The following is a 22,546-nucleotide window of genomic DNA, read 5'->3' as shown; positions in this document are numbered from 1 at the left end:
ATGCGGTCCTCGGCGACGGCGGCTTCGACACGGACCACACGCCTAGGCGCGTAGGGCGATCCCGTCCAGCACCATCGACAGGTACTGCCGGGCGATCTCCTCGGGGCTGTGCTGTCCGCCCGGCCGGTACCAGGACGCGGCGACCCAGACGGTGTCGCGCAGGAAGCGGTAGGTGAGCCGGACGTCGAGGTCGGCCCGGAAGACCCGGTCGGCGGCCCCGCGTTCCAGCGTGGCCAGCCACGCCTTCTCGAACCGGCGCTGGGAGTCGGCGAGGAACGCGAACCGTTCCTGGGGCACCAGCTGCCTGGACTCCTTCTGGTAGATCGCGATGGCGGCGCGGTGCCGGTCGATCTCCCGGAACGACTCGGTGACCAGTGCCTCCAGGGTCTCGCGCGGCCCGAGTCCGGCTTCCAGGACGGTGCCGTAGCCGTCCCAGAGCTCGTCGAGGAAGGTGCGCAGGATCTCCTCCAGCATCGATTCCTTGGAGTCGAAGTGGTAGTAGAGGCTGCCCGCGAGCATGCCCGCGTGGTCCGCGATCGTGCGCACGGTGGTGGCGTTGTAGCCCTGTTCGGCGAACACCTCGGCGGCGATGCGCAGGAGGTCGTGGCGGCGGTGCGCGGCGGCTGTGGGCGCGGGCTTCCTGACGGCGGTCACCTGGGGCTTCTTCTTGGTCGGCACGGGTCCATTGTCGTGCCGGGGACGCCGGTTGCCGACCGGGACGGCCTAGCCGGGGAGGTACGGGGGTCAGGCCGGGCGCACGATGCCCTGCGCCCGGGCGGCCGCCAGCCAGGTGGGGAACTCGCCCACGAGCCGGTCGTACAGCTCCGCGTCGGGCACCCGTCCGGGGGCCGTGCCCGCGTGGAAGAAGCCGGCGTTGTCGACGATCCGCTTGCCGGGCACGGCCAGTTCGTCCAGCTTGCGCAGGAAGTCGAACTGGCGGCTGTCCGGGTCGCCGAAGCCGATGAACTGCCAGAACAGCGGAAGCCTGGCCGCCTTGCACAGGTAGCGCTCGGCTGCGAGCTTGTTGACCGGGCCGCCGTCGGTCTGGAAGACGACGAGGGCGGGGTCCGTGGCGCCGCTGTCGAGGTAGTGGTCGATGACGGCGTCCATGGCCAGGTGGTAGCTGGTCCTGCCCATGTGCCCGAGCCGGGCGGCGATCCGCTCGACGCGGCCCTCGTGGCCGTCCAGCGCGATGTCGGTGACCGCGTCGATGTCCGTGGAGAAGAACACCACCGGCACCCGGCCGTCGTCGTCGAGGTGCGCCGACAGCCCGAGCACCCGGTCGGCGAGCGCCTGCACACTGCCGTCCTTGTAGTACGGCCGCATCGAGCCCGAGTAGTCGACCACGAGGTAGACCGCGGCCCGCAGTCCGTCGAGGCCGCGCTTCGCGAGGGAGACTCCGGCGGTCTTGTAGAGGTTCACCAGGGCGGGGGCGGTCTCTTCGACCTTGCTCAGACTGATCGCGGTCATGGCGTCACCCTCTCACCTCTCGACGACCACTCCGTCGCTCAGTTCCAGCACCCGGTCGGCCAGGCCGAGGAGTTGGGGGTCGTGGGTGACGACGAGGGCCGTGACGCCCTCGCCGCGGACGACGGCCCGCAGCAGCTCCATCACCGCCAGGCCGGTGGCGGCGTCGAGCTGCCCGGTCGGCTCGTCGGCGAGCAGCAGGGCCGGGCGGTTGGCGAGGGCCCGGGCGATGGCGACCCGCTGCTGCTGCCCGCCGGACAGCTCGGCGGGCCGCTGCGCCTCGCGTCCGGTGAGGCCCAGCAGGGCCAGCAGCAGCGCCACCCGCTCGTCGCGTTCGCGGGGGTCGGCCCGGCGCAGCCGCAGCGGCACGCCGACGTTCTCGGCGGCGGTGAGGATGGGGATGAGCCCGAAGGACTGGAAATTGAAACCGATCCGGTCCCGGCGCAGTTCCAGCAGCTCGCTCTTGGCCGGTGCGTCCGGCGTGGCCGGACGCGGACGGCCGGGACGCGGACGGCGAGGACGCCGGCGGCTGAGAGTCCGGCAGCCGGGACGGGAACGGCCGCGGACGTGCGACAGCGCCTGCCCGGTCGTCCGGTCGGGGACAGTGGGGCAGACGCTGTCGGTGTTCCGTACGCCTTTGTACGGGACGCTTGGTGAGCGCGCGTCAGGCCATCAGCGCGCGGTCCGTCGGGCGGATCGGGGCGTGCAGGTCGCTGGCGCCCGTCAGGTAGCGGTCGACACCGCGGGCGGCCGAGCGGCCCTCCGCGATCGCCCAGACGATGAGGGACTGGCCGCGGCCGGCGTCACCGGCGACGAAGACGCCCGGCACGTTGGTCTGGAAGTCGGCGTCGCGGGCGACGTTGCCGCGCTCGTCGAGCTCCAGGCCGAACTGATCGACGAGGCCGTTCTCCCGGTCCGTGCCGGTGAAGCCCATGGCGAGGGTGACCAGCTGGGCCGGGATCTTGCGCTCGGTGCCCGGCTTCTGGGTGAGCTTGCCGTCGACGAACTCGACCTCGGCGAGGTGCAGCCACTGCACGTTGCCGTCCTCGTCGCCCTCGAAGTGGGTGGTGGACGCCGAGTAGATGCGCTCGCCGCCCTCCTCGTGGGCCGAGGTGACCTTGTAGAGGATCGGGAAGGTCGGCCAGGGCTGGCTGACCGGGTTCCGCTCCTCGTTGGGGCGGGGCATGATCTCCAGCTGGGTGACGGAGGCCGCGCCCTGGCGGTGGGCGGTGCCCACGCAGTCCGCGCCGGTGTCGCCGCCGCCGATGACGACGACGTGCTTGCCCTCGGCCGAGATCGGCGGGGCCACGTAGTCGCCCTCCTGCACCTTGTTGGACAGGGGCAGGTACTCCATGGCCTGGTAGATGCCCTTGAGTTCGCGGCCCGGCACCGGCAGGTCGCGCGCCATGGTGGCGCCGGCGGCGATCACGACGGCGTCGTACCGCTTCCTCAGGTCCGTCGCCTTCAGGTCGCGGCCGATCTCGACGCCGGTGCGGAAGCGGGTGCCCTCCGCGCGCATCTGCTCGATACGGCGGTTGATGTGCCGCTTCTCCATCTTGAACTCGGGGATGCCGTACCGGAGGAGGCCTCCGACGCGGTCCGCGCGCTCGTAGACGGCGACGGTGTGGCCGGCGCGGGTCAGCTGCTGGGCGGCGGCCAGGCCCGCCGGGCCCGAGCCGATGACCGCGACCGTCTTGCCGGACAGGCGCTCGGGCGCCTGCGCGGCGACGTCACCGGTCTCCCACGCCTTGTCGATGATCGAGACCTCGACGTTCTTGATGGTGACCGGCGGCTGGTTGATGCCGAGCACGCAGGCCGACTCGCACGGGGCGGGGCACAGCCGGCCGGTGAACTCCGGGAAGTTGTTCGTGGCGTGCAGCCGCTCGGAGGCGGCCGCCCAGTCCTCGCGGTAGGCGTAGTCGTTCCACTCCGGGATCAGGTTCCCGAGCGGGCAGCCGTTGTGGCAGAACGGGATGCCGCAGTCCATGCAGCGGCTGGCCTGCTTGCTGATGATCGGCAGCAGGGAGCCGGGGACGTAGACCTCGTTCCAGTCCTTCGTGCGCTCCTCGACCGGGCGGGACGTGGCGACCTCGCGGCCGTGGTTCAGAAAGCCCTTCGGGTCAGCCATTGATCGCCGCCTCCATCATCTTCTCGGTGACCTCGGTCTCGGTCAGACCGGCTCGCTCGGCGGCGTCCTTGGCGGCGAGCACTGCCTTGTACGTGCTGGGGATGATCTTGCTGAAGCGCTCCACGGCGGTGTCCCACTCGGCGAGCAGCTTCTCGGCGACGGTGGAACCCGTCTCCTCCTGGTGACGGCGCACGACCTCGTGCAGCCACTGCCTGTCCGTGCCGTCCAGCGCCTCGACCGAGTCCACGTTGCCGGGGTTGACGTTGTCGCGGTCGAGGTCGACGACGTAGGCGACGCCGCCGGACATGCCGGCCGCGAAGTTGCGGCCCGTCTCGCCGAGCACGACCGCGTGACCGCCGGTCATGTACTCGCAGCCGTGGTCGCCCACGCCCTCGGAGACGACCAGCGCGCCGGAGTTGCGGACGCAGAACCGCTCACCGGTCTTGCCGCGCAGGAACATCTCGCCGCCGGTCGCGCCGTAGGCGAGGGTGTTGCCCGCGATGACGCTGTACTCGGCGAGGTGGTCGGCCGCGCGGTCCGGGCGGACCACGATCCGGCCGCCGGACAGGCCCTTGCCGACGTAGTCGTTGGCGTCGCCCTCCAGGCGCAGCGTGACACCGCGCGGCAGGAAGGCGCCGAAGGACTGGCCCGCGGAGCCGGTGAAGGTGATGTCGACGGTGCCGTCGGGCAGGCCCGCGCCGCCGAACTTCTTCGTCACCTCGTGGCCGAGCATGGTGCCGACCGTGCGGTTGATGTTGCGGATCGCGACCTGGGCGCGCACCGGCTGGGCGTCGGCGGCGCCGGGCGCGGCGAGGGCGTCGGCGGCGAGCTTGATCAGCTCGTTGTCGAGCGCCTTCTCCAGGCCGTGGTCCTGGGGGACGACCTGGTGGCGCACCGCGCCCTCGGGCAGCTCGGGCACGTGGAACAGGGGCTCCAGGTCCAGGCCCTGCGCCTTCCAGTGGTTCACCGCGCGGGTGACGTCGAGGGCCTCGGCGTGGCCGACGGCCTCCTCGATGGAGCGGAAGCCCAGCTCGGCGAGGATCTCGCGGACCTCCTCGGCGATGAACTGGAAGAAGTTCACGACGAACTCGGCCTTGCCGGCGAACCGGTCGCGCAGCACCGGGTTCTGGGTGGCGATGCCGACCGGGCAGGTGTCCAGGTGGCACACGCGCATCATCACGCAGCCGGAGACGACGAGCGGAGCGGTCGCGAAACCGAACTCCTCGGCGCCGAGCAGCGCGGCGATGACCACGTCGCGGCCGGTCTTCAGCTGGCCGTCGGTCTGGACGACGATGCGGTCGCGCAGGCCGTTGAGCAGCAGGGTCTGCTGGGTCTCGGCGAGGCCGAGCTCCCAGGGGCCACCCGCGTGCTTCAGCGAGGTCAGCGGGGAGGCACCGGTGCCGCCGTCGTGGCCGGAGATCAGCACGACGTCCGCGTGGGCCTTGGACACGCCGGCGGCGACCGTGCCGACGCCGACCTCGGAGACCAGCTTGACGTGGATCCGCGCCTGCGGGTTGGCGTTCTTCAGGTCGTGGATCAGCTGCGCCAGATCCTCGATGGAGTAGATGTCGTGGTGCGGCGGCGGGGAGATCAGTCCCACGCCCGGCGTCGAGTGCCGGGTCTTGGCCACCCACGGGTACACCTTGTGGCCGGGCAGCTGGCCGCCCTCGCCGGGCTTGGCGCCCTGGGCCATCTTGATCTGGATGTCGTCCGCGTTGACCAGGTACTCGCTGGTGACGCCGAAGCGGCCGGAGGCGACCTGCTTGATGGAGGAGCGGCGCGCCGGGTCGTACAGGCGCTCCGGGTCCTCGCCGCCCTCACCGGTGTTGGACTTGCCGCCCAGCTGGTTCATGGCGATGGCGAGGGTCTCGTGCGCCTCCTGGGAGATGGAGCCGTACGACATGGCGCCGGTCGAGAACCGCTTGACGATCTCGGAGGCCGGCTCGACCTCGTCGAGCGGGATCGGCTGCCGGCCGGACTGGAAGCCGAACAGGCCGCGCAGCGTCATCAGGCGCTCGGACTGCTCGTTGACGCGGGAGGTGTACTTCTTGAAGACGTCGTAGCGTCCGGTGCGCGTGGAGTGCTGGAGGCGGAAGACCGTCTCCGGGTCGAACAGGTGCGGCTCGCCCTCGCGGCGCCACTGGTACTCGCCGCCGATCTCCAGCGCGCGGTGCGCGGGAGCGATGCCGGAGGCCGGGTAGGCCTTGGCGTGGCGGGCGGCGACCTCCTTGGCGACGACGTCGATGCCGACGCCGCCGATCTTGGTGGCGGTGCCGTTGAAGTACTTCGCGACGAAGGCCTCGTCGAGGCCGACGGCCTCGAAGACCTGGGCGCCGCGGTAGGAGGCGACGGTCGAGATGCCCATCTTGGACATGACCTTCAGGACGCCCTTGCCGAGGGCGTAGATCAGGTTGCGGATGGCCTTCTCGGGCTCGATGCCCGGCAGGAAGGTACCGGCGCGGACCAGGTCCTCGACGGACTCCATCGCCAGGTACGGGTTGACCGCGGCGGCGCCGTAGCCGATGAGCAGGGCGACGTGGTGCACCTCGCGGACGTCGCCGGCCTCGACCAGCAGGCCCACCTGGGTGCGCTGCTTGGTGCGGATGAGGTGGTGGTGGACGGCCGCGGTGAGCAGCAGCGACGGGATCGGCGCGTGCTCGGCGTCGGAGTGGCGGTCGGACAGGACGATCAGGCGGGCGCCGTTGTCGATGGCGGCGTCGGCCTCGGCGCAGATCTCGTCGATGCGCGCGGCCAGCGCGTCGCCGCCGCCGGAGACCCGGAACAGGCCGGACAGGGTCGCGGCCTTGAAGCCGGGCATGTCGCCGTCGGCGTTGATGTGGATGAGCTTGGCCAGCTCGTCGTTGTCGATGACCGGGAAGGGCAGCAGGACGCTGCGGCAGGAGGCCGCGACCGGCTCGAGCAGGTTGCCCTCGGGGCCCAGCGAGGAGCGCAGGGAGGTGACCAGCTCCTCGCGGATCGCGTCCAGCGGCGGGTTGGTGACCTGCGCGAACAGCTGGGTGAAGTAGTCGAAGAGCAGCCGCGGGCGTTCGGAGAGCGCGGCGATCGGCGAGTCGGTGCCCATGGAGCCGATCGGCTCGGCGCCGGACTTGGCCATCGGCGCGAGGATGACGCGCAGCTCCTCCTCGGTGTACCCGAAGGTCTGCTGGCGGCGGGTGACCGAGGCGTGGGTGTGGACGATGTGCTCGCGCTCGGGCAGGTCGCCCAGCTCGATCTCGCCGGCCTCCAGCCACTCGGCGTAGGGCTGCTCGGCGGCGAGGGTCGCCTTGATCTCGTCGTCCTCGATGATGCGGTGCTCGGCGGTGTCGACGAGGAACATCCGGCCGGGCTGCAGGCGGCCCTTGCGGACGACCTTGGCCGGGTCGATGTCGAGGACGCCGACCTCGGAGCCGAGGACGACGAGGCCGTCGTCGGTGACCCAGTAGCGGCCGGGGCGCAGGCCGTTGCGGTCGAGTACGGCGCCGACCTGGGTGCCGTCGGTGAAGGTGACGCAGGCCGGGCCGTCCCAGGGCTCCATCATCGTGGAGTGGAACTGGTAGAAGGCGCGCCGGGCCGGGTCCATGGAGTCGTGGTTCTCCCACGCCTCCGGGATCATCATCAGCACGGAGTGCGGCAGCGAGCGGCCGCCGAGGTGCAGCAGTTCGAGCACCTCGTCGAAGGACGCGGAGTCGGAGGCGTCCGGGGTGCAGATCGGGAGGATCCGCTGCAGGCCGTCCCGGTCGCCGAACAGCTCCGAGGCCAGCTGGGACTCGCGGGCGACCATCCAGTTGCGGTTGCCCTTGACCGTGTTGATCTCGCCGTTGTGCGCGACGAAGCGGTACGGGTGGGCGAGCGGCCAGCTCGGGAAGGTGTTCGTCGAGAAGCGGGAGTGGACGAGCGCGATGGCCGAGGCGAAGCGGCGGTCGGACAGGTCCGGGAAGAAGGGCTCCAGCTGGCCGGTGGTCAGCATGCCCTTGTAGACGATGGTGCGGGCCGACAGCGACGGGAAGTAGACGCCCGCCTCGCGCTCGGCGCGCTTGCGCAGCACGAAAGCCTTGCGGTCCAGGGCGATGCCGGTGCTGCTGCCGTCGCTGACGAACAGCTGGCGGAAGGCCGGCATGGTGGAGCGGGCGGTGGCACCCAGCAGTTCGGGGGCGACCGGGACCTCGCGCCAGCCGAGGACGGTCAGGCCCTCGTCGGCGGCGATCGTCTCGATCTGTGAGACGGCGTCCGCGGTGCCGTCCTCCGGCAGGAAGGCGATGCCGACCGCGTAGGCGCCGGCCTCGGGCAGCTCGAATCCGGCCACCTCACGGAGGAAGGCGTCGGGCACCTGGGACAGCAGGCCCGCACCGTCGCCGGAGTCGGGCTCCGAGCCGGTGGCGCCGCGGTGCTCCAGGTTGCGCAGAACCGTGAGCGCCTGCTCGACCAGCGCATGGCTCGCCTCACCGGTGAGGGTGGCCACGAAGCCGACGCCGCAGGCGTCGTGCTCGTTGCGGGGGTCGTACATACCCTGCGCAGCAGGGCGAGCATCCATGAACGACCAGTTCTGGCCATTCGCGGAGTGCTGGGACGGCTGGCGCGGCGTACGCATCGGCTCTCCCGTCGTCGTCATGTGGCATGTGCTGGTGCCGAGGGACGACGTTGGCCCTCTGCGTGAGTGCAAAATTTCGTGCAGGTTACATGATGGGGGGCTTCTCGGGAACCGGATAGCCCGTTCCAGCATGCGGACACCACGACGTCGCGGCGGGGGTACCGCGCCCGGCGGCGGAAGCTACGGGGACCGAAGCGGACAGATCGATGTCCTACGGTCCGGGAGAACGGGGAGAGCGGCGTCGCACGCCCCGTCGGTGCACGGCAGGCCCCATTGCCCACAGTGTTTACGGCTCATGCCCGGTGGTCATACGGTCGAAACCAGCGAGTAACGGCTACTTATGCAACCTCGCGCATAACTTCAAGCCGGGCCTTATCCTAGGGCCGTCCCGAACAGGGTGCCCAGGGCGTACGTCACACCGGCCGCGGCACCGCCCAGGGCGAGCTGCCGCAGTCCGCTGTACCACCAGGACCTCGCCGTCACCTTGGCCACCACCGCGCCGCAGGCGAACAGGCCGAGGAGCGCGAGGAGCAGGGCCGGCCACAGGGCGGTGGCGCCGAGCAGGTACGGCAGCACGGGCAGCAGCGCGCCCAGCGCGAACGACCCGAAGGACGACACCGCGGCGACCAGCGGGGACGGGAGGTCGCCGGGGTCGATCCCCAGCTCCTCGCGGGCGTGTATCTCCAGGGCCTGCTCGGGGTCCTTCGACAGCTGCCGGGCCACTTCGCGGGCCAGCTCGGGCTGGACGCCCCGCGCCACGTAGAGGGCGGCGAGCTCGTCCTCCTCGTCCTGCGGGTGCTTGCGCAGCTCCCGGCGCTCCACGTCCAGCTCCGCCTCGACCAGTTCGCGCTGGGAGGCGACGGAGGTGTACTCGCCGGCCGCCATGGAGAAGGCGCCGGCGGCGAGACCCGCGAGACCGGTCAGGATGATGGTCTGCTGGCTCACCGCGCCGCCCGCGACACCGGTCATCAGGGCCAGGTTGGAGACCAGGCCGTCCATCGCGCCGAAGACCGCGGGACGCAGCCAGCCGCCGTTCACATCGCGGTGCGTGTGATTGTCGCGGTGCGCCTCGTGAAGCGTCGCCTCGGTGTCGATGATGGCCATGAAGGTCCCCCTGGGAACTTAGGTAAGGCTGTCTTTTGGACGAGTTCTATTTTTCGACAACACTGAATCTACGTCGGATATTTCTCCCCCGCCAGCAAGGAAAGGCTGAGCTAACCTGCACCTTTGCCTGTATCTGCTCATCCGAGAAAGTGACTGCACATATGTCGTCCGGGTGACGCTGGGGCTCGCCAGGCTGCGCGGAGGACCCGGCCGGGGGACAGTTCCGCAAAGGGTTCCGTGCCCGCCACGGCGCCCTGAGAGGAGAGCCCGCGATGGGATCGACCACCTGCGTCCCCCCGGCAGCGCTCCGCGAGCGGGCGCGCGGCGCCCTGCTCGGCCTCGCCGTCGGAGACGCCCTCGGAGCGCCCGCGGAGAACCTGAGGCCGTCCGAGATCCGCGCCCGCTGGGGCCGTATCACCGGCTACGTGGCCGAGTGTCCGGCCGGGACCGACGACACCGAGTACGCCGTCTTCTCCGGCCTCCTGCTCGCCCGCCACGGCTCCGCGCTCACCTCGGCCCATGTCGAGGCCGCCTGGCACGAGTGGATCGCCGACCGCGCCGAGGGTCCCTTCCGCGGCGCCGGCTTCAGCGAGCGGGGCACGCTGGAGAACCTGCGCCGGGGCCTGGCCGCGCCCGTCTCCGCCCAGCACCGGCACGCCTGGAGCGACGGACTCGCCATGCGGGCGGCGCCCTTCGGGGTGTTCGCCGCGGGCCGGCCCGCCGAGGCCGCCCGTCTGGTGGCGATCGACGGCTCGGTCAGCCACGAGGGCGAGGGGATCTACGGCGGCCAGGCGGTGGCCGCCGGGGTCGCCGCGGCCATGGCGGGCGCTCCGGCGGTCGCGGTGGTGGCCGCGGCGCTCGCCGTCGTCCCGGACGACTCCTGGACAGCCCGGTCCCTGCGGCGGGCCGCGGCCGTCGCCCACCGCGGCGAACGCGCGGTCCGCTCCGCGGTGGTCATCGGCGGCTACCCGTGGACCGACCTGGCCCCCGAGGCGGTCGCCCTCGCCTTCGGGGCGTACGCGGCCGCCGACGGCGACTTCCGGGACGCCGTGCTCACGGCCGTGAACATGGGCCGCGACGCCGACACCACGGCGGCGGTGGCCGGTGCCCTGGCGGGGGCGACCCAGGGGGTGTCCGCCATCCCGGCGGAGTGGGCGGCGGCCATCGGCCCGGCACGCGGGAGCTGCCTGCCGTCCATGGCGGGACACCACGTCCTGGACGTGGCGGACCTCCTGGTGGCACACGCCGAACCGGCCCCGGCCGGACGAAAAGCCGACCGAAGCCGCGACCTGGACGCCGTACGGCCCGGGGACCTCACGGACGCCGTACACGCCCTGACTCTCGCGGACGCCGTACACGCCCTGGCCCTCGCGGACGCGGTACATCCCGAGGCCCCCGCGGACGCCGCAGGCCCCAGAGACCTCACGGACGTCGTACAGGCCGGGGACCTCGCGGGCGCCGTGCGCCCTGGAAACGTCGCGGATGCCTTGCGCCCCGGCTACCTCGCCAACGCCCTACGCCCCGGGGACCCCGCGCGGGCCACGGCACTCGTCCGGTGCGAGGTCGTCGTTCGGCGCGAGGACGCCGCACGGCGCGAGGAGCTCGTACGGCGGCAGGAGCTCGGACGGTGCGTGGAGCTCGTCCGGCGCGAGGCCGCGGCACGGCACGAGAGCGCGGCCCGGCGCGAAGCCGCCGCCCGGCACGAGGAACGCATCCGGCGCGAGGAGTTCCTGCGGTGCGAGGAGCCCGTGCGGCGCCAGGAGTCCGCGCTGTGCCAGGATCTCGTCCGGTCCGACGACCTGGCGGTGGCCGACGGCCGTCGCGCCGACGCCGTCTGTCTTCTCGGCGCCGACGAGGGCGAGGCGCGGCCGTGACGCGCCGGGTGGAGGGGCTGCTGCTCGGGCTGGCCGCGGGGGACGCCGCCGGCTGGCCCGCCGCCCGGCACCGGGCCGCCCGGATGCCCGAGTGGACCCGCCGCCTCACCCGCGAGCTGGACACCTTCGCCGAGCAGAACGCGACGACCACGCTGCCCGTCCCGATCGCCCTCAACCAGCCCCCGGAGCCGCTGCGCCTCGGCCCCTCCGACGACGCCGAGTGGGCGGCCTTCGCCGCGGAGGCCCTGCTGCGCGCCGGGGACGACGGCGTCCTCGGCGACCTCGGCCGGGAGCGCCGTACCCGGGCCGCGATCGACCTGACCTGGAACGCCGTGGCCAGCGAGGTCGCGGCGGCCGCCGACCGCGCGCCCGAGGTCGAGTCGGCGGTGCTGCCGCTGCGCGCCCGCATCTCGGTGCGGGCCGGTCTCGGCAACCTCGCCACCGGTCTGCGCCCGCCCGCCACCGGCCACGACAACCCCCACTACTTCGACGACGCGGCCTGCGTACGGGCCTGCGTCCTGGCCGTGGCCCACCCCGGCGACCCCCGGCGCGCCGCCGACCTGGCCGAGTTCGACGCCCGGTACACCCAGGACGGCGACGGTGTGCACGGCGCCCGGGCGATGGCGGCGGCGCTCGCCCTCGCCCTCACCGGCACGGAGGTCGAGCACTGTGTCACCGCCGCGCTCGCCGAACTGCCCGAGGCGACCGAGATCGGCCGCAACGCCCGGCACGCGCTGGCCCTCGCCCGGGACGCCGGGGGCGCGTTCGCGCTGGTCCCACCCCTGGAGCACGAGATCGTCGACCACGTCTACAGCTACGGCGTCGCCGCCGCCGAGACCGTGCCGGTCGCCCTCGCCCTCGCCACGGCGGCCGCCGGCCGGATCGCGGAGGCGGTGCCGGCCGCGGCCTGCCTGTCCCGGGTCGCCGACTCGGCCCCGGCCCTGGCGGGCGCGCTGACCGGCGCGCTCGGCGGCGGCGCCGCGATCCCGGCCGCCTGGCGAGAGGCCTGCCGCACCCTCTCCGGCTGTGCGCTGCCCCGCCTCACCGGCACCGACCTGGTGGAACTCGCCGGACTCCTGGAAGCCGCACAACCGGCCCCACCAGGAGGATGATTCGGGGCATGACGCCCAAAGGAGAACCAAGTCGTTGCGCGAGTCTCGACGAGCGGATCACCGGTGCCCTGGTCGGTGCCGCCGTCGGCGACGCCCTCGGCGGCCCGGTCGAGGGCAACTCCCCCGACCGGATCCTCGAACGCCACGGCGGCCGGGTCCACGGCATCGTCGGCCCCTGGCACGGCGACGCCTGGCGCACCGCCCGGCCCATCGCCCCGTACCACAAGGGGGACGGGCACGTCACCGACGACACGTTGATGACGCACGCGCTGGTGAGGGTGTACGCACGGGTCCGCGACCACCTGGACGCCTACGCGATCGCCGACCACCTTGTCCCCGACCTGATGACGAACCCGCGGTGGATCCCGGAACTGGAGGCGGAGGCGCTGCCGCTGCACCGTGTGTTCCTGGCGGAGAAGTGGCTGGTCGCCCGGCTGCACTACGGCCATGTGGACCCTCGCGAGGCCGGCGTCGGCAACATCGTCAACTGCGGGGCCGCGATGTACATGGCCCCGGTCGGCCTGGTCAACGCGGCGAACCCGGCGGGCGCGTACGCCGAGGCCCTGGAGGTCGCGGGCGCCCATCAGTCGTCGTACGGCAGGGAGGCGGCGGGCGTCCTCGCGGCCGGGGTCGCGGCGGCGTGCGCGCCCGGCGCGACCTGGGAGTCGGTGGTCGCGGCCTGTCTGTCGCTGGCGAAGGACGGCACCCGGGCGGCGATCGAGCAGGTCTGCGAAGTGGCCTCGCGGCACACGGACTTCGAGTCGGCGCTGCGCCCGCTGCGGGAGGCGGTCGCGCCGTTCGACACGGTCGGACCGGACTACCGCGCCCCCTCGCTGGGCGCCCGCCGCCCGTCGCGGCTGCACGCGATCGAGGAACTCCCGGTCGCGCTCGGCATGGTGGTGGTGGCGCGCGGCGACTGCCGGCACGCGCTGCTCGGCGCGGTCAACTACGGCCGGGACTGCGACTCCATCGCCACGATGGCGGGCGCGCTGACCGGAGCGCTCGGCTCGCCGGTCCCGGACGACTGGGCGAAGGCGGTGGCGGAGGCGAGCCGCCTGGACCTGTGGGAGCCGGCCCGGACGCTGGCCGCGGTGACCCGCGAGGTCTTCGAGCGGGACGTCCGGCGGCGCCGCGCCCACGAGGAGGACTTCGCCGCGATCGGAGGCCCGGAATGCTCCGAGTGACCTGGGTCCAGCCCGAGGACCTCCTCGGCCACGAACTGTGCCAGGCCCGGCAGGACGGCCGCGAGCCGAAGGCGATCGCGGCCCGGTGGGCGGCGGCCGGCGGTCCCGAGGCCCCGGCTCGGGCGGGCGCGTCCCCGCAGCGGGCCTCGCGCTACCTGCGTCTGCTGGCGGAGGACCTGCTGGACGAACTCGCCGAGCTGCCGAGCAGGTTGGCGGAGGCCGAACCGACCGACCTGGACCGGATCAGGGCCCTGTGCCCCGACTGGCCGGGCAGGCCGGACCGGGCCCCGGCCGGTCGGCGCCCGGCCCTCGAGGCCGCCTGGCTCGGCCGGGCCGCCGGCTGTCTGCTCGGCAGGCCCGTCGAGAAGCTCCCCCTGGACGGCATCCGCGCACTCGCCCGGGCCACCGGCAACTGGCCCCTGAACACCTGGTTCACCGCCCGGGGAGTACCCGAGGACCTCACGGCGCGGCACCCCTGGAACCGGCGCTCGGCCACCACCTCCCTGGCCGAGAACATCGACGGGATGCCGGAGGACGACGACCTCGACTACCCGGTCCTCAACCTGCTGCTGCTGGCCCGGCACGGCCGTGCCTTCACCACCGCCGACGTGGCCCGCCTCTGGCTGGACGAACTCCCCGCCGGCCGCACCTTCACCGCCGAGCGCGTCGCCTACCGCAACCTCCTCGGCGGCATCGAACCCCCGCACACCGCCCGCCACCGCAATCCGTTCCGCGAGTGGATCGGCGCGCTGATCCGCGCCGACGTGCACGGCTGGACCAACCCCGGCGACCCGGCGGCCGCCGCCGAGCAGGCCCACCGCGACGCCACCCTCACCCACACCGCGAACGGCGTCTACGCGGCCATGTTCACCGCCGCCGTCATCGCGACCGCGATGACCGGCGGCCACGACGTGCACGCCTGCCTGGCCACCGGCCTGCGGGTCGTCCCGCCCGGCTCCCGGCTCGCCCGCGCGGTCCGTCACGCCGTGCAACTGGCCGGACGGCACGAGGACTTCGACACGGTCGTGGACGAGCTGCACGCCCTGTACTCCCCCACCCACCACTGGGTGCACGCCGTCCCCAACACCGCGCTGATCGCCGCCGCGCTCACGCATGCGAACGGCGACTTCACGGGCTCGGTCTGCCGTGCCGTGTCCGGCGGCTGGGACACCGACTCCAACGGCGCGACCGCGGGGAGCGTCGCCGCCCTCCTCGCCGGTTCCCCCGCCGCCCTCCCCGACCGCTGGACGGCGCCGCTCAAGAACCGGCTCGCCACGTCCGTCGGCGACTTCCACGGCACCGGCTTCGACCACCTGGCCCGGCTCACCCACCTGGAGGCGTCCCGCCCATGACCGCCCTCGTCGTGCCCGGCGCCCCGCGGCGCGCCTCATGAGCACGCCCCGCACCGGACCACCCGAACCCGCCGCACCCGAACCCACCGCCCCCGTACCCGCCGCACCCCCCGCACCCGGGCCCACCCCGCCCGAACCCGGTGTGCCCGGGCCTCCGGCGCCGCTGGCCGGCCTGCGCGTCCTCGATCTCGCGACCCTCTTCGCCGGGCCGATCGCCGCCACCATGCTCGGCGACTTCGGCGCCGAGGTCGTCAAGGTCGAGCACCCGGCCAAGCCCGACCCCTCCCGCGGCCACGGGCCGGCGAAGAACGGCGTCGGCCTGTGGTGGAAGCTGCTCGGCCGCAACAAGCGCACCATCACCCTGGACCTGTCCCGGCCGGGCGGCCGCGCCACCCTGCTGCGGCTCGCCGCCACCGCCGACGTCGTCGTCGAGAACTTCCGCCCCGGCACCCTGGAGAAGTGGGACCTCGGCTGGCCGGAGCTGTCGGCGGTCAACCCGCGCCTGGTGCTCGCCCGGGTCACCGGGTTCGGCCAGTACGGCCCCTACGCGCACCGCCCCGGGTTCGGCACCCTCGCCGAGGCCATGAGCGGGTTCGCCGCGATCACCGGCGAACCGGACGCGCCGCCGACGCTCCCGCCGTTCGGCCTGGCCGACTCGATCGCGGGCCTGGCGACGGCGTACGCGGTGATGACCGCGCTCGCGGCCCGGGAGCGGACCGGCGCGGGCCAGGTCGTCGACATGGCGATCATCGAGCCGATCCTGACCGTCCTCGGCCCCCAGCCCACCTGGTACGACCAGCTCGGCTACGTCCAGCCCCGGACCGGCAACCGCACGGAGAACAACGCCCCGCGCAACACCTACCGCACCAGTGACGGCACCTGGGTCGCCGTCTCGACTTCGGCGCAGTCGGTGGCGGAACGGGTGATGCGCCTGGTGGGCCGGCCGGAGCTGATCGAGGAGGCGTGGTTCACGACGGGCGCCGGCCGGGCCGCCCACTGCGAGGTCCTCGACGAGGCGGTCGGCGGCTGGATCGCCCGGCACACCCGCACCGAGGTGCTGGCCGCCTTCGAGAAGGCGGATGCGGCGATCGCGCCGGTCCAGGACATCCGGGACGTGATGGCCGATCCGCAGTACCGGGCGCTGGGCACCCTCACCACGGTGGAGGACCCGGAACTGGGCCGCCTGCGGATGCAGAACGTCCTCTTCCGGCTCTCCGCGACCCCCGGCGCCATCCGCTGGGCGGGCCGCCCGCACGGCGCGGACACCGAGGCGGTCCTGACCGAACTGGGCCTCACCGCGCGGGAGCTGGCCGCGCTGCGCGCGGAGGGCGCGCTGTGACGGCCACCGCGCCCTTCCCGCTGACCTGGCTGTACGCCCCCGGCGACCGGCCGCACGTCGTCGCCAAGGCGCTCGGCTCCGGTGCCGACGTGGTGGTCGTCGACCTGGAGGACGCGGTCGCCCCCGAGCGCAAGGAGTACGCCCGTGCCGCCACGGCCGAGCTGCTGGCCGAGCCCCCGCCGGTCCCGGTGCACGTCCGCGTCAACGCCGTCGACGGACCGCTGGCGGGCCAGGACCTCGACGCGGTCGCGCCGCTGCCGGGCCTCGCCGGGCTGCGGCTGCCGAAGGTGAGCTCCGCCGGGCAGGTGGTGCGCGTCGCGGAGCGGGCGGGGTCCGGTGGGACGCCGGAGGGAGGGGCGCACCCGCCGCCGGCCCGCGGTGCGGGTGCGGGGCTCCCGCTGTACGCGCTCCTGGAAACGGCCCTGGCCGTCGAGCACGCCTACGCCATCGCCTCCGCGCACCCGTCCCTGCGGGGCGTCTCGATCGGCGAGGCGGACCTACGGGCCGACCTGGGCGTACGGAACGACGCGGGCCTGGACTGGTCCCGCGCGCGGGTGGTCGTGGCGGCACGGGCGGCGGGCCTCGCCCCGCCGACGCAGTCCGTGCACCCCGACATCCGGGACCTGGAGGGGCTGGCGGCCTCCTGCGCCCACGGCCGCACCCTGGGGTTCCTGGGCCGGGCGGCCATCCACCCCCGGCAGCTCCCCATCATCGAGCGGGCCTATCTGCCGACCGACCGCGAGCTCGAAGAGGCCGAGACGATCGTCAAGGCGGCCACCACCCAGCAGGGCGCCCAGGCACTCCCGGACGGCCGCTTCATCGACGCGGCGGTGGTGGCGGCGGCCCAGCGCACGCTGACCCTGGCCCGCCGCCGCTGACCGGCCCGGCCGACCGCCCGGGCTTCGCGGCCCGCGTCCACCCCTCGCCGGTCGCCGGTCGCCGCCACGTACGGGCGAGGGCGCCCGGAAGGTTCCGGGCGCCCTCGTCGGCATGGGGGGCAGAGCGGTGCGGTCAGCTCTTCCTCGCGGACTCCGCCCCGTCCTTCACTTCCGCCTTCACGTCCGTCTTCGTTTCCGCCTCCACGTCGGGCGAACCGGCCTCGGCTGTGTCGGCGGGGCCGTCCGCGGGGGCGGTGTCGTCGGCGCCGGTCTTCCCGGCGGCCGGTGCGGCCTCCTCAGCGGCGGGCTCGGCGGCCTCGGGCGCCGTCTCCGCCTCGGACGCCCCGGGCTCCACCTCGGTCTCCCGGCCGGGCCGCTTCCGGGCGGACACCACGATGTACACCACGGCGAGCAGGAAGACGATCAGCGCGGTCCAGTCGTTCAGCCGGAGGCCGAGGATGTGGTGCGCGTCGTCCACGCGCATGTACTCGATCCAGCCGCGGCCGACGCAGTACGCGGCGACGTACAGCGCGAAGGCGCGGCCGTGGCCCATCCGGAAGCGGCGGTCGGCCCAGATGACCAGCAGGCCGACGCCGACGCACCACAGGGACTCGTACAGGAACGTCGGGTGGTAGTACCCGGGCACCCGGCCGTCCGCCGACGACGTGATGTGCAGCGCCCACGGAACGTGCGTCTCCCGGCCGTACAGCTCCTGGTTGAACCAGTTGCCCCAGCGGCCGAACGCCTGCGCGAAGGCGATGCCGGGGGCGACGGCGTCGGCGTACGCGGGCAGCGGGATGCCGCGGCGGCGGCAGCCGATCCAGGCACCGAGGGCGCCGAGCGCGACCGCGCCCCAGATGCCGAGGCCGCCCTCCCACACCTTGAAGGCGTCCACCCAGTTACGGCCCTCGCTGAAGTACAGCTCGTAGTCCGTGATCACGTGGTAGAGCCGGCCGCCGACCAGGCCGAACGGCACGGCCCAGACCGCGATGTCGGCCACCGTGCCGGCCCGTCCGCCGCGGGCGATCCAGCGCTTGTTGCCGAGCCAGACGGCGACGAAGACGCCGATGATGATGCAGAACGCGTAGCCGCGCAGCGGGATGGGGCCGAGGTACAGCACACCGCGTGACGGGCTGGGAATGTAGGCAAGTTCCATGGCAAGGTCGACGCTACCGCAGCCGGGCCCGGCCGAGGTCGGGCGGCCCGGCTACGGCTCCGTAACAGGAGGTGCCGCACGGCGGCGCCGGCCGCCGGCCCGCGCTCATCCGCGACCGGCCGCCTCGACCACCTGCTTCAGCTTGGCGGGGGTCATCGTGCGGTCCTGGCTGATGGTCTTGCCGTTCAGCAGGACGGTCGGGGTGCCCGAGAAGCCGCCGGCCTGGAAGGCCTGGTGGGACTTGTCGACCCAGGCGTCGTGCGTGCCCTTGGTGACGCAGGCGCGGAAGGCCGGGGTGTCCAGGCCACTGACCTTGCCCGCCAGGGCGAGGAGCTTGCCGTTGTCCGCGTAGGCGTCCTCGGTCTCCTTGGGCTGGTTCTCGTACAGCACGTCGTGGAAGGCGGGGAACTTGCCGGCGTCCTGGGCGCAGGCCGCGGCGTTGGCCGCGCGGAGCGAGCCGGTGCCGCCGAGGTTGCCGTCGATCAGCCGGACGAGGTGGTACTCCACTCTCAGCTTGCCGGAGGCGGTCAGCTCGTGGATCGTCGGGCGGTACGCCGCCTCGTAGGCCTGGCAGGCCGGGCAGCGGAAGTCCTCCCAGACGGTGAGCGTCGATCTGGCGCCGTCCTTGCCGACCGGGACGGCGAGGCTGTCCTTGCCCTGCGCTCCCGAGGGCGCCACCACCGGGCCCGCGCTCGGGCCCTTCTTCTTTCCGGAGTTCGCGGCGATCACGCCGATCACCGTCGCCAGGCCCAGGACGCCGACGACGGCGGCGGCCACGACGAGCGTGCGCCGACGCTTCTCCGCCGTCTTCTGCTTCTCGCGCTCGACCGCCAGCCGCTCGCGGGCGGTGCGCTTTCCGTCACGGTTCTTCTCGCTCACACCCCCAGAACGAACCGGGGAGGCGCATTGCGCCTCCCCGGTCCCAGGTCCACTCGTTCGGGTGACCGATATTTCCGTTGTGCCGGTTCGGGCCCGGTCGGGACCGGTTCGGCCCCGCAGGCCACGGGCCCGGCTCGGGCCCGCCGGCTACGCCTGTCCGCGCACGCCCCGGGCCAGCTCGCCGGCCAGGGTGCGGACGGCCTCGACACCGGCCGCCGGGTCCGGCGCGTCGAGCATCCGCTTGACGAAGGCCGAGCCGACGATCACGCCGTCGGCGAAGCCGGCGACCTCGGCGGCCTGGGCCGGGTTGGAGACGCCGAGGCCGACGCAGACGGGCAGCCCGGTGCCGGTGGCCCGGGTGCGCCGGACCAGGTCCTGCGCCTGCGCGCCCACCGACTCGCGGGTCCCGGTGACACCCATCAGCGAGGCGGCGTAGACGAACCCGGAGCCCGCAACGGTGATCTCGGCGAGCCGCTCGTCCTTGCTGCTGGGCGCCACGACGAAGACCGTCGCGAGGCCGTGCTTCTCGGCGTGCTCCCGCCACAGCGCGGACTCCTGGACGGGCAGGTCCGGCAGGATGCACCCGGCGCCGCCCGCCTCCGCGAGTTCGGCGGTGAAACGCTCGACGCCGTAGCGGTCGATCGGGTTCCAGTAGGTCATGACGAGCACCGGCTTGCCGGTGGCCTCGTGGGCCTCGCGCACCGTGCGCATCACGTCGGCGATCCTGACGCCGCCGCGCAGGGCGATGTCGTCGGCGGTCTGGATGACGGGCCCGTCGAGGACGGGGTCGCTGTGCGGCAGCCCGACCTCGACGACGTCGGCGCCGCCGTCGAAGGCGGCCTTGATCGCCTCGATGCCGCCGTCCACGGTCGGGAAGCCCGCCGGGAGGTAGGCGATGAGGGCGGACCGCCCCTCCGCCTTCGCGGCGGCGAGGGTGTCCGTCAACAGCTGGATGGTGCCGCTCACTTGGCGTCCCCCTCGATCTCGGCGGTGTCGGCCTGGTCGGCGGCCACCTCGGCGTCCGTGTCGTACAGGCCGAAGTAGCGGGCTGCGGTGTCCATGTCCTTGTCGCCGCGGCCGGAGAGGTTGACCACGATCAGCCCGTCCGGGCCCAGCTCCCGTCCGACCTCCAGGGCACCGGCCAGCGCGTGGGCGCTCTCGATGGCCGGGATGATGCCCTCGGTGCGCGACAGCAGGCGCAGGGCCTGCATGGCGGCGTCGTCCGTGACGGCGCGGTACTCGCCGCGGCCGGAGTCCTTGAGGTAGGAGTGCTCGGGCCCGATGCCCGGGTAGTCCAGACCGGCCGAGATCGAGTACGGCTCGGTGATCTGGCCCTCCTCGTCCTGCAGGACGTAGGAGCGGGAGCCGTGCAGGATGCCGGGCTCGCCCGCGGTCAGGGTGGCCGCGTGCTCGCCGCTGTCGACGCCGTGCCCGGCGGGCTCGCAGCCGATGAGCCGGACGCCCTCGTCGGGGATGAAGGCGTGGAACAGGCCGATGGCGTTGGAGCCGCCGCCGACGCAGGCCACGGCGGCGTCGGGGAGGCGACCGGCGCGCTCCAGGAGCTGGCGGCGGGCCTCCACGCCGATGACGCGGTGGAAGTCGCGGACCATGGCCGGGAAGGGGTGCGGGCCCGCGACGGTGCCGAAGAGGTAGTGGGTGTGGTCGACGTTGGCGACCCAGTCGCGGAACGCCTCGTTGATGGCGTCCTTCAGGGTGCGGCTGCCGGACTTCACCGCGACGACCTCGGCGCCGAGCATCCGCATCCGGGCCACGTTGAGCGCCTGCCGCCTGGTGTCGACCTCGCCCATGTAGATGGTGCAGTCGAGGCCGAACAGGGCGCAGGCGGTCGCGGTGGCGACGCCGTGCTGTCCGGCGCCGGTCTCGGCGATCACGCGGGTCTTGCCCATGCGCTTGGTGAGCAGCGCCTGGCCGAGCACGTTGTTGATCTTGTGCGAGCCGGTGTGGTTCAGGTCCTCGCGCTTGAGGAACATGCGGGCGCCGCCGGCGTGCTCGGCGAAGCGGGGGACCTCGGTGAGCGCGCTCGGGCGCCCGGTGTAGTTGACGAGCAGGTCGTCGAGCTCGCGGGCGAAGGCGGGGTCGGCCTTCGCCTTGTCGTACTCGACGGCGACCTCGTCCACGGCGGCGACGAGCGCCTCGGGGATGAACTTGCCGCCGAACGCGCCGAAGTAGCCTCCGGCGTCGGGGACCCGGCCCTCGGGGTCGGGAAAGAAATACTCGCTGGGCATGCGGAAACCTCACGGTGAGTGTGCTGGATACCAGTCGCCGTGGGGGCGGGGGGCGTCAGCGGCCGTCCGGCCGCCGGTGGCGTGTCGCGCTCACGCGGCTCAGCCGCGTGGCGGGCGCTGCCCCGCGCCCCTCCCGGGGCGCCATCGCATGCCGTTCACCTGGCCCGGCTCGTCGCCGATGACGTACCGCACCCGGCGCCCGTGCACGCGCCGTGCGGGCGCACGGCAGCCCCGGGGCCGGCAGCCGCGCGCGAGGCGGGCGTACGGGTCCCGGGCGGACACGGAGGGCGGGAGCGTCATCGCGGTCATTTTACCGGCGTACGCCTCTCGGCTGGTCCGGCACGCGTCAGTCCCGTCCGTGCCGCAGCGCCGGGTGCGCCCCGGCCGCCACCAGGTCGGCCACCGCCGCCTTGGGGTCGCGGCCGGTGACGAGGGACTCGCCGACCAGGACCGCGTCGGCGCCCGCGTTGGCGTAGGCGATGAGGTCGTGCGGGCCGCGGACACCGGACTCGGCGACCTTGACGATGCGGTCGGGGATCTCCGGGGCCACCTGCTCGAAGGTGTCGCGGTCGACCTTCAGGGTCTTCAGGTTGCGCGCGTTGACGCCGATGATCTTGGCGCCCGCGTCCACCGCGCGGGCCACCTCGTCCTCGTCGTGCACCTCGACGAGCGGCGTGAGGCCGATGGACTCCGCGCGCTCGATCAGCGACTCCAGGGCCGGCTGGTCGAGGGCGGCGACGATCAGCAGGGCGAGGTCGGCGCCGTACGCACGGGCCTCCCAGAGCTGGTACGACGTGACGATGAAGTCCTTGCGCAGCACCGGGATGTCGACCCGGGCGCGCACGGCCTCCAGGTCGGCCAGCGAGCCGCCGAAGCGGCGCTGCTCGGTGAGCACGGAGATGACGGCCGCGCCGCCCGCCTCGTAGTCCGCGGCGAGTCCGGCCGGGTCGGCGATCGCGGCCAGCGCGCCCTTGGACGGGCTGGAGCGCTTGACCTCGCAGATGACCTTGACGCCGTCGCCGCGCAGGGCCGCGACCCCGTCCTTGGCCGCGGGGGCCTTCGCCGCGCGCTCCTTGAGCTCGTCGAGGCTGACGCGCGCCTGCCGCTCCGCGAGGTCGGCACGGACTCCGTCGATGATCTCGTCGAGCACACTCACGCGAGCGGCCCCCTTTCAGACGGTTGACTGTTCAAGCGGGTCTGGCTACCCCCGGCGGCCGCCTCACGCGGACGAAACCGGTG

16 protein-coding genes and 2 pseudogenes are annotated in these 22,546 nt (G+C 73.4%); 6 read left to right on the top strand and 12 right to left on the bottom strand.

Going from position 1 to position 22,546, the window contains the following annotated elements; translation table 11 throughout:
• Positions 1-42: 42 nt before the first annotated feature.
• The 6 genes and pseudogenes from ACIQ9G_RS04420 to ACIQ9G_RS04395 form a co-directional block, all read right to left on the bottom strand.
• Positions 43-678: a TetR/AcrR family transcriptional regulator gene (locus tag ACIQ9G_RS04420; RefSeq protein ID WP_403606101.1), complete on the bottom strand. Its 636-nt coding sequence runs from the start codon at positions 676-678 to the stop codon at positions 43-45.
• Between the two features lie 66 nt (positions 679-744).
• On the bottom strand, positions 745-1,470 hold the full coding sequence (locus ACIQ9G_RS04415; RefSeq protein ID WP_403606098.1) for a vWA domain-containing protein: 726 nt from the start codon (positions 1,468-1,470) through the stop codon (positions 745-747).
• Positions 1,471-1,482: 12 nt separating this feature from the next.
• Positions 1,483-1,923 (bottom strand): annotated as a pseudogene (locus ACIQ9G_RS04410) (ABC transporter ATP-binding protein); the annotation flags it as partial.
• Positions 1,924-2,131: 208 nt separating this feature from the next.
• Positions 2,132-3,595, bottom strand: coding sequence for a glutamate synthase subunit beta (locus tag ACIQ9G_RS04405; RefSeq protein WP_403606095.1), 1,464 nt, complete (start codon positions 3,593-3,595; stop codon positions 2,132-2,134).
• The gene (gltB, locus tag ACIQ9G_RS04400) at positions 3,588-8,183 is read right to left on the bottom strand and encodes a glutamate synthase large subunit (protein WP_403606774.1); all 4,596 of its coding nucleotides are present in this window, start codon (positions 8,181-8,183) and stop codon (positions 3,588-3,590) included. The genes ACIQ9G_RS04405 and gltB overlap by 8 nt, the downstream gene beginning before the upstream one ends.
• A gap of 372 nt (positions 8,184-8,555) precedes the next feature.
• Positions 8,556-9,287 (bottom strand): VIT1/CCC1 transporter family protein, encoded by a 732-nt coding sequence (locus ACIQ9G_RS04395; RefSeq protein WP_403606092.1) that lies wholly within the window; start codon positions 9,285-9,287, stop codon positions 8,556-8,558.
• Between the two features lie 272 nt (positions 9,288-9,559).
• On the opposite strand from ACIQ9G_RS04395, the pseudogene ACIQ9G_RS04390 reads away from it, so the two are divergent.
• The 6 genes and pseudogenes from ACIQ9G_RS04390 to ACIQ9G_RS04365 all read left to right on the top strand — a co-directional run.
• Positions 9,560-10,525 (top strand): annotated as a pseudogene (locus tag ACIQ9G_RS04390) (ADP-ribosylglycohydrolase family protein); the annotation flags it as partial.
• A gap of 632 nt (positions 10,526-11,157) precedes the next feature.
• A complete protein-coding gene (locus ACIQ9G_RS04385) occupies positions 11,158-12,273 on the top strand; it encodes an ADP-ribosylglycohydrolase family protein (protein WP_403606089.1) in 1,116 nt (371 codons plus the stop codon).
• Positions 12,274-12,281: 8 nt separating this feature from the next.
• Positions 12,282-13,457, top strand: coding sequence for an ADP-ribosylglycohydrolase family protein (locus tag ACIQ9G_RS04380; protein ID WP_403606086.1), 1,176 nt, complete (start codon positions 12,282-12,284; stop codon positions 13,455-13,457).
• Complete coding sequence (locus ACIQ9G_RS04375) at positions 13,445-14,809, top strand: ADP-ribosylglycohydrolase family protein (protein ID WP_403606083.1); 1,365 nt, start codon at positions 13,445-13,447, stop codon at positions 14,807-14,809. The genes ACIQ9G_RS04380 and ACIQ9G_RS04375 overlap by 13 nt, the downstream gene beginning before the upstream one ends.
• A gap of 37 nt (positions 14,810-14,846) precedes the next feature.
• Entirely contained in the window at positions 14,847-16,148 is a 1,302-nt protein-coding gene (locus ACIQ9G_RS04370; protein ID WP_403606080.1) for a CaiB/BaiF CoA transferase family protein, read from the top strand.
• Entirely contained in the window at positions 16,145-17,026 is an 882-nt protein-coding gene (locus ACIQ9G_RS04365) for an HpcH/HpaI aldolase/citrate lyase family protein (protein ID WP_403606077.1), read from the top strand. Before ACIQ9G_RS04370 ends, ACIQ9G_RS04365 begins: the two co-directional genes overlap by 4 nt.
• A 133-nt stretch (positions 17,027-17,159) precedes the next feature.
• Here ACIQ9G_RS04365 and lgt read toward each other — a convergent pair whose 3' ends face one another.
• The 6 genes from lgt to trpC all read right to left on the bottom strand — a co-directional run bounded on the left by lgt (position 17,160) and on the right by trpC (position 22,463).
• Positions 17,160-18,182, bottom strand: a complete 1,023-nt coding sequence (gene lgt, locus ACIQ9G_RS04360; RefSeq protein WP_403606074.1) for a prolipoprotein diacylglyceryl transferase — start codon at positions 18,180-18,182, stop codon at positions 17,160-17,162.
• Positions 18,183-18,287: 105 nt separating this feature from the next.
• The gene (locus ACIQ9G_RS04355; protein ID WP_403606071.1) at positions 18,288-19,061 is read right to left on the bottom strand and encodes a DsbA family protein; all 774 of its coding nucleotides are present in this window, start codon (positions 19,059-19,061) and stop codon (positions 18,288-18,290) included.
• A 147-nt stretch (positions 19,062-19,208) separates the two neighbouring features.
• Positions 19,209-20,027 carry a tryptophan synthase subunit alpha gene (gene trpA / locus ACIQ9G_RS04350; protein WP_403606068.1) on the bottom strand — a complete coding sequence of 273 codons (819 nt, stop codon included), beginning with the start codon at positions 20,025-20,027 and terminating at the stop codon, positions 19,209-19,211.
• Positions 20,024-21,307 (bottom strand): tryptophan synthase subunit beta, encoded by a 1,284-nt coding sequence (trpB, locus tag ACIQ9G_RS04345; RefSeq protein WP_403606065.1) that lies wholly within the window; start codon positions 21,305-21,307, stop codon positions 20,024-20,026. Before trpB ends, trpA begins: the two co-directional genes overlap by 4 nt.
• Positions 21,308-21,406: 99 nt before the next feature.
• On the bottom strand, positions 21,407-21,607 hold the full coding sequence (gene trpM / locus ACIQ9G_RS04340) for a tryptophan biosynthesis modulator TrpM (protein ID WP_403606062.1): 201 nt from the start codon (positions 21,605-21,607) through the stop codon (positions 21,407-21,409).
• A gap of 46 nt (positions 21,608-21,653) precedes the next feature.
• Complete coding sequence (gene trpC / locus ACIQ9G_RS04335; RefSeq protein ID WP_403606059.1) at positions 21,654-22,463, bottom strand: indole-3-glycerol phosphate synthase TrpC; 810 nt, start codon at positions 22,461-22,463, stop codon at positions 21,654-21,656.
• Positions 22,464-22,546 lie beyond the last annotated feature (83 nt).

This window comes from Streptomyces sp. NPDC096152 (assembly GCF_044763235.1).
In the GTDB taxonomy this organism is placed as follows: domain Bacteria; phylum Actinomycetota; class Actinomycetes; order Streptomycetales; family Streptomycetaceae; genus Streptomyces.
The sequence above is the reverse complement of the archived record's forward strand: the minus strand, read 5'-3'. Positions and strand labels throughout refer to the sequence as shown.

Excerpts from the sequence above, each read along its gene's own strand:
- ACIQ9G_RS04415 (WP_403606098.1), bottom strand. The coding sequence starts at position 1,470 with ATGACCGCGATCAGTCTGAGCAAGGTCGAAGAGACCGCCCCCGCCCTG.
- ACIQ9G_RS04405 (WP_403606095.1), bottom strand. The coding sequence starts at position 3,595 with ATGGCTGACCCGAAGGGCTTTCTGAACCACGGCCGCGAGGTCGCCACG.
- gltB (WP_403606774.1), bottom strand. The coding sequence starts at position 8,183 with ATGCGTACGCCGCGCCAGCCGTCCCAGCACTCCGCGAATGGCCAGAAC.
- ACIQ9G_RS04395 (WP_403606092.1), bottom strand. The coding sequence starts at position 9,287 with ATGGCCATCATCGACACCGAGGCGACGCTTCACGAGGCGCACCGCGAC.
- ACIQ9G_RS04380 (WP_403606086.1), top strand. The coding sequence starts at position 12,282 with ATGACGCCCAAAGGAGAACCAAGTCGTTGCGCGAGTCTCGACGAGCGG.
- ACIQ9G_RS04375 (WP_403606083.1), top strand. The coding sequence starts at position 13,445 with ATGCTCCGAGTGACCTGGGTCCAGCCCGAGGACCTCCTCGGCCACGAA.
- ACIQ9G_RS04370 (WP_403606080.1), top strand. The coding sequence starts at position 14,847 with ATGAGCACGCCCCGCACCGGACCACCCGAACCCGCCGCACCCGAACCC.
- lgt (WP_403606074.1), bottom strand. The coding sequence starts at position 18,182 with ATGGAACTTGCCTACATTCCCAGCCCGTCACGCGGTGTGCTGTACCTC.
- trpB (WP_403606065.1), bottom strand. The coding sequence starts at position 21,307 with ATGCCCAGCGAGTATTTCTTTCCCGACCCCGAGGGCCGGGTCCCCGAC.
- trpM (WP_403606062.1), bottom strand. The coding sequence starts at position 21,607 with ATGACGCTCCCGCCCTCCGTGTCCGCCCGGGACCCGTACGCCCGCCTC.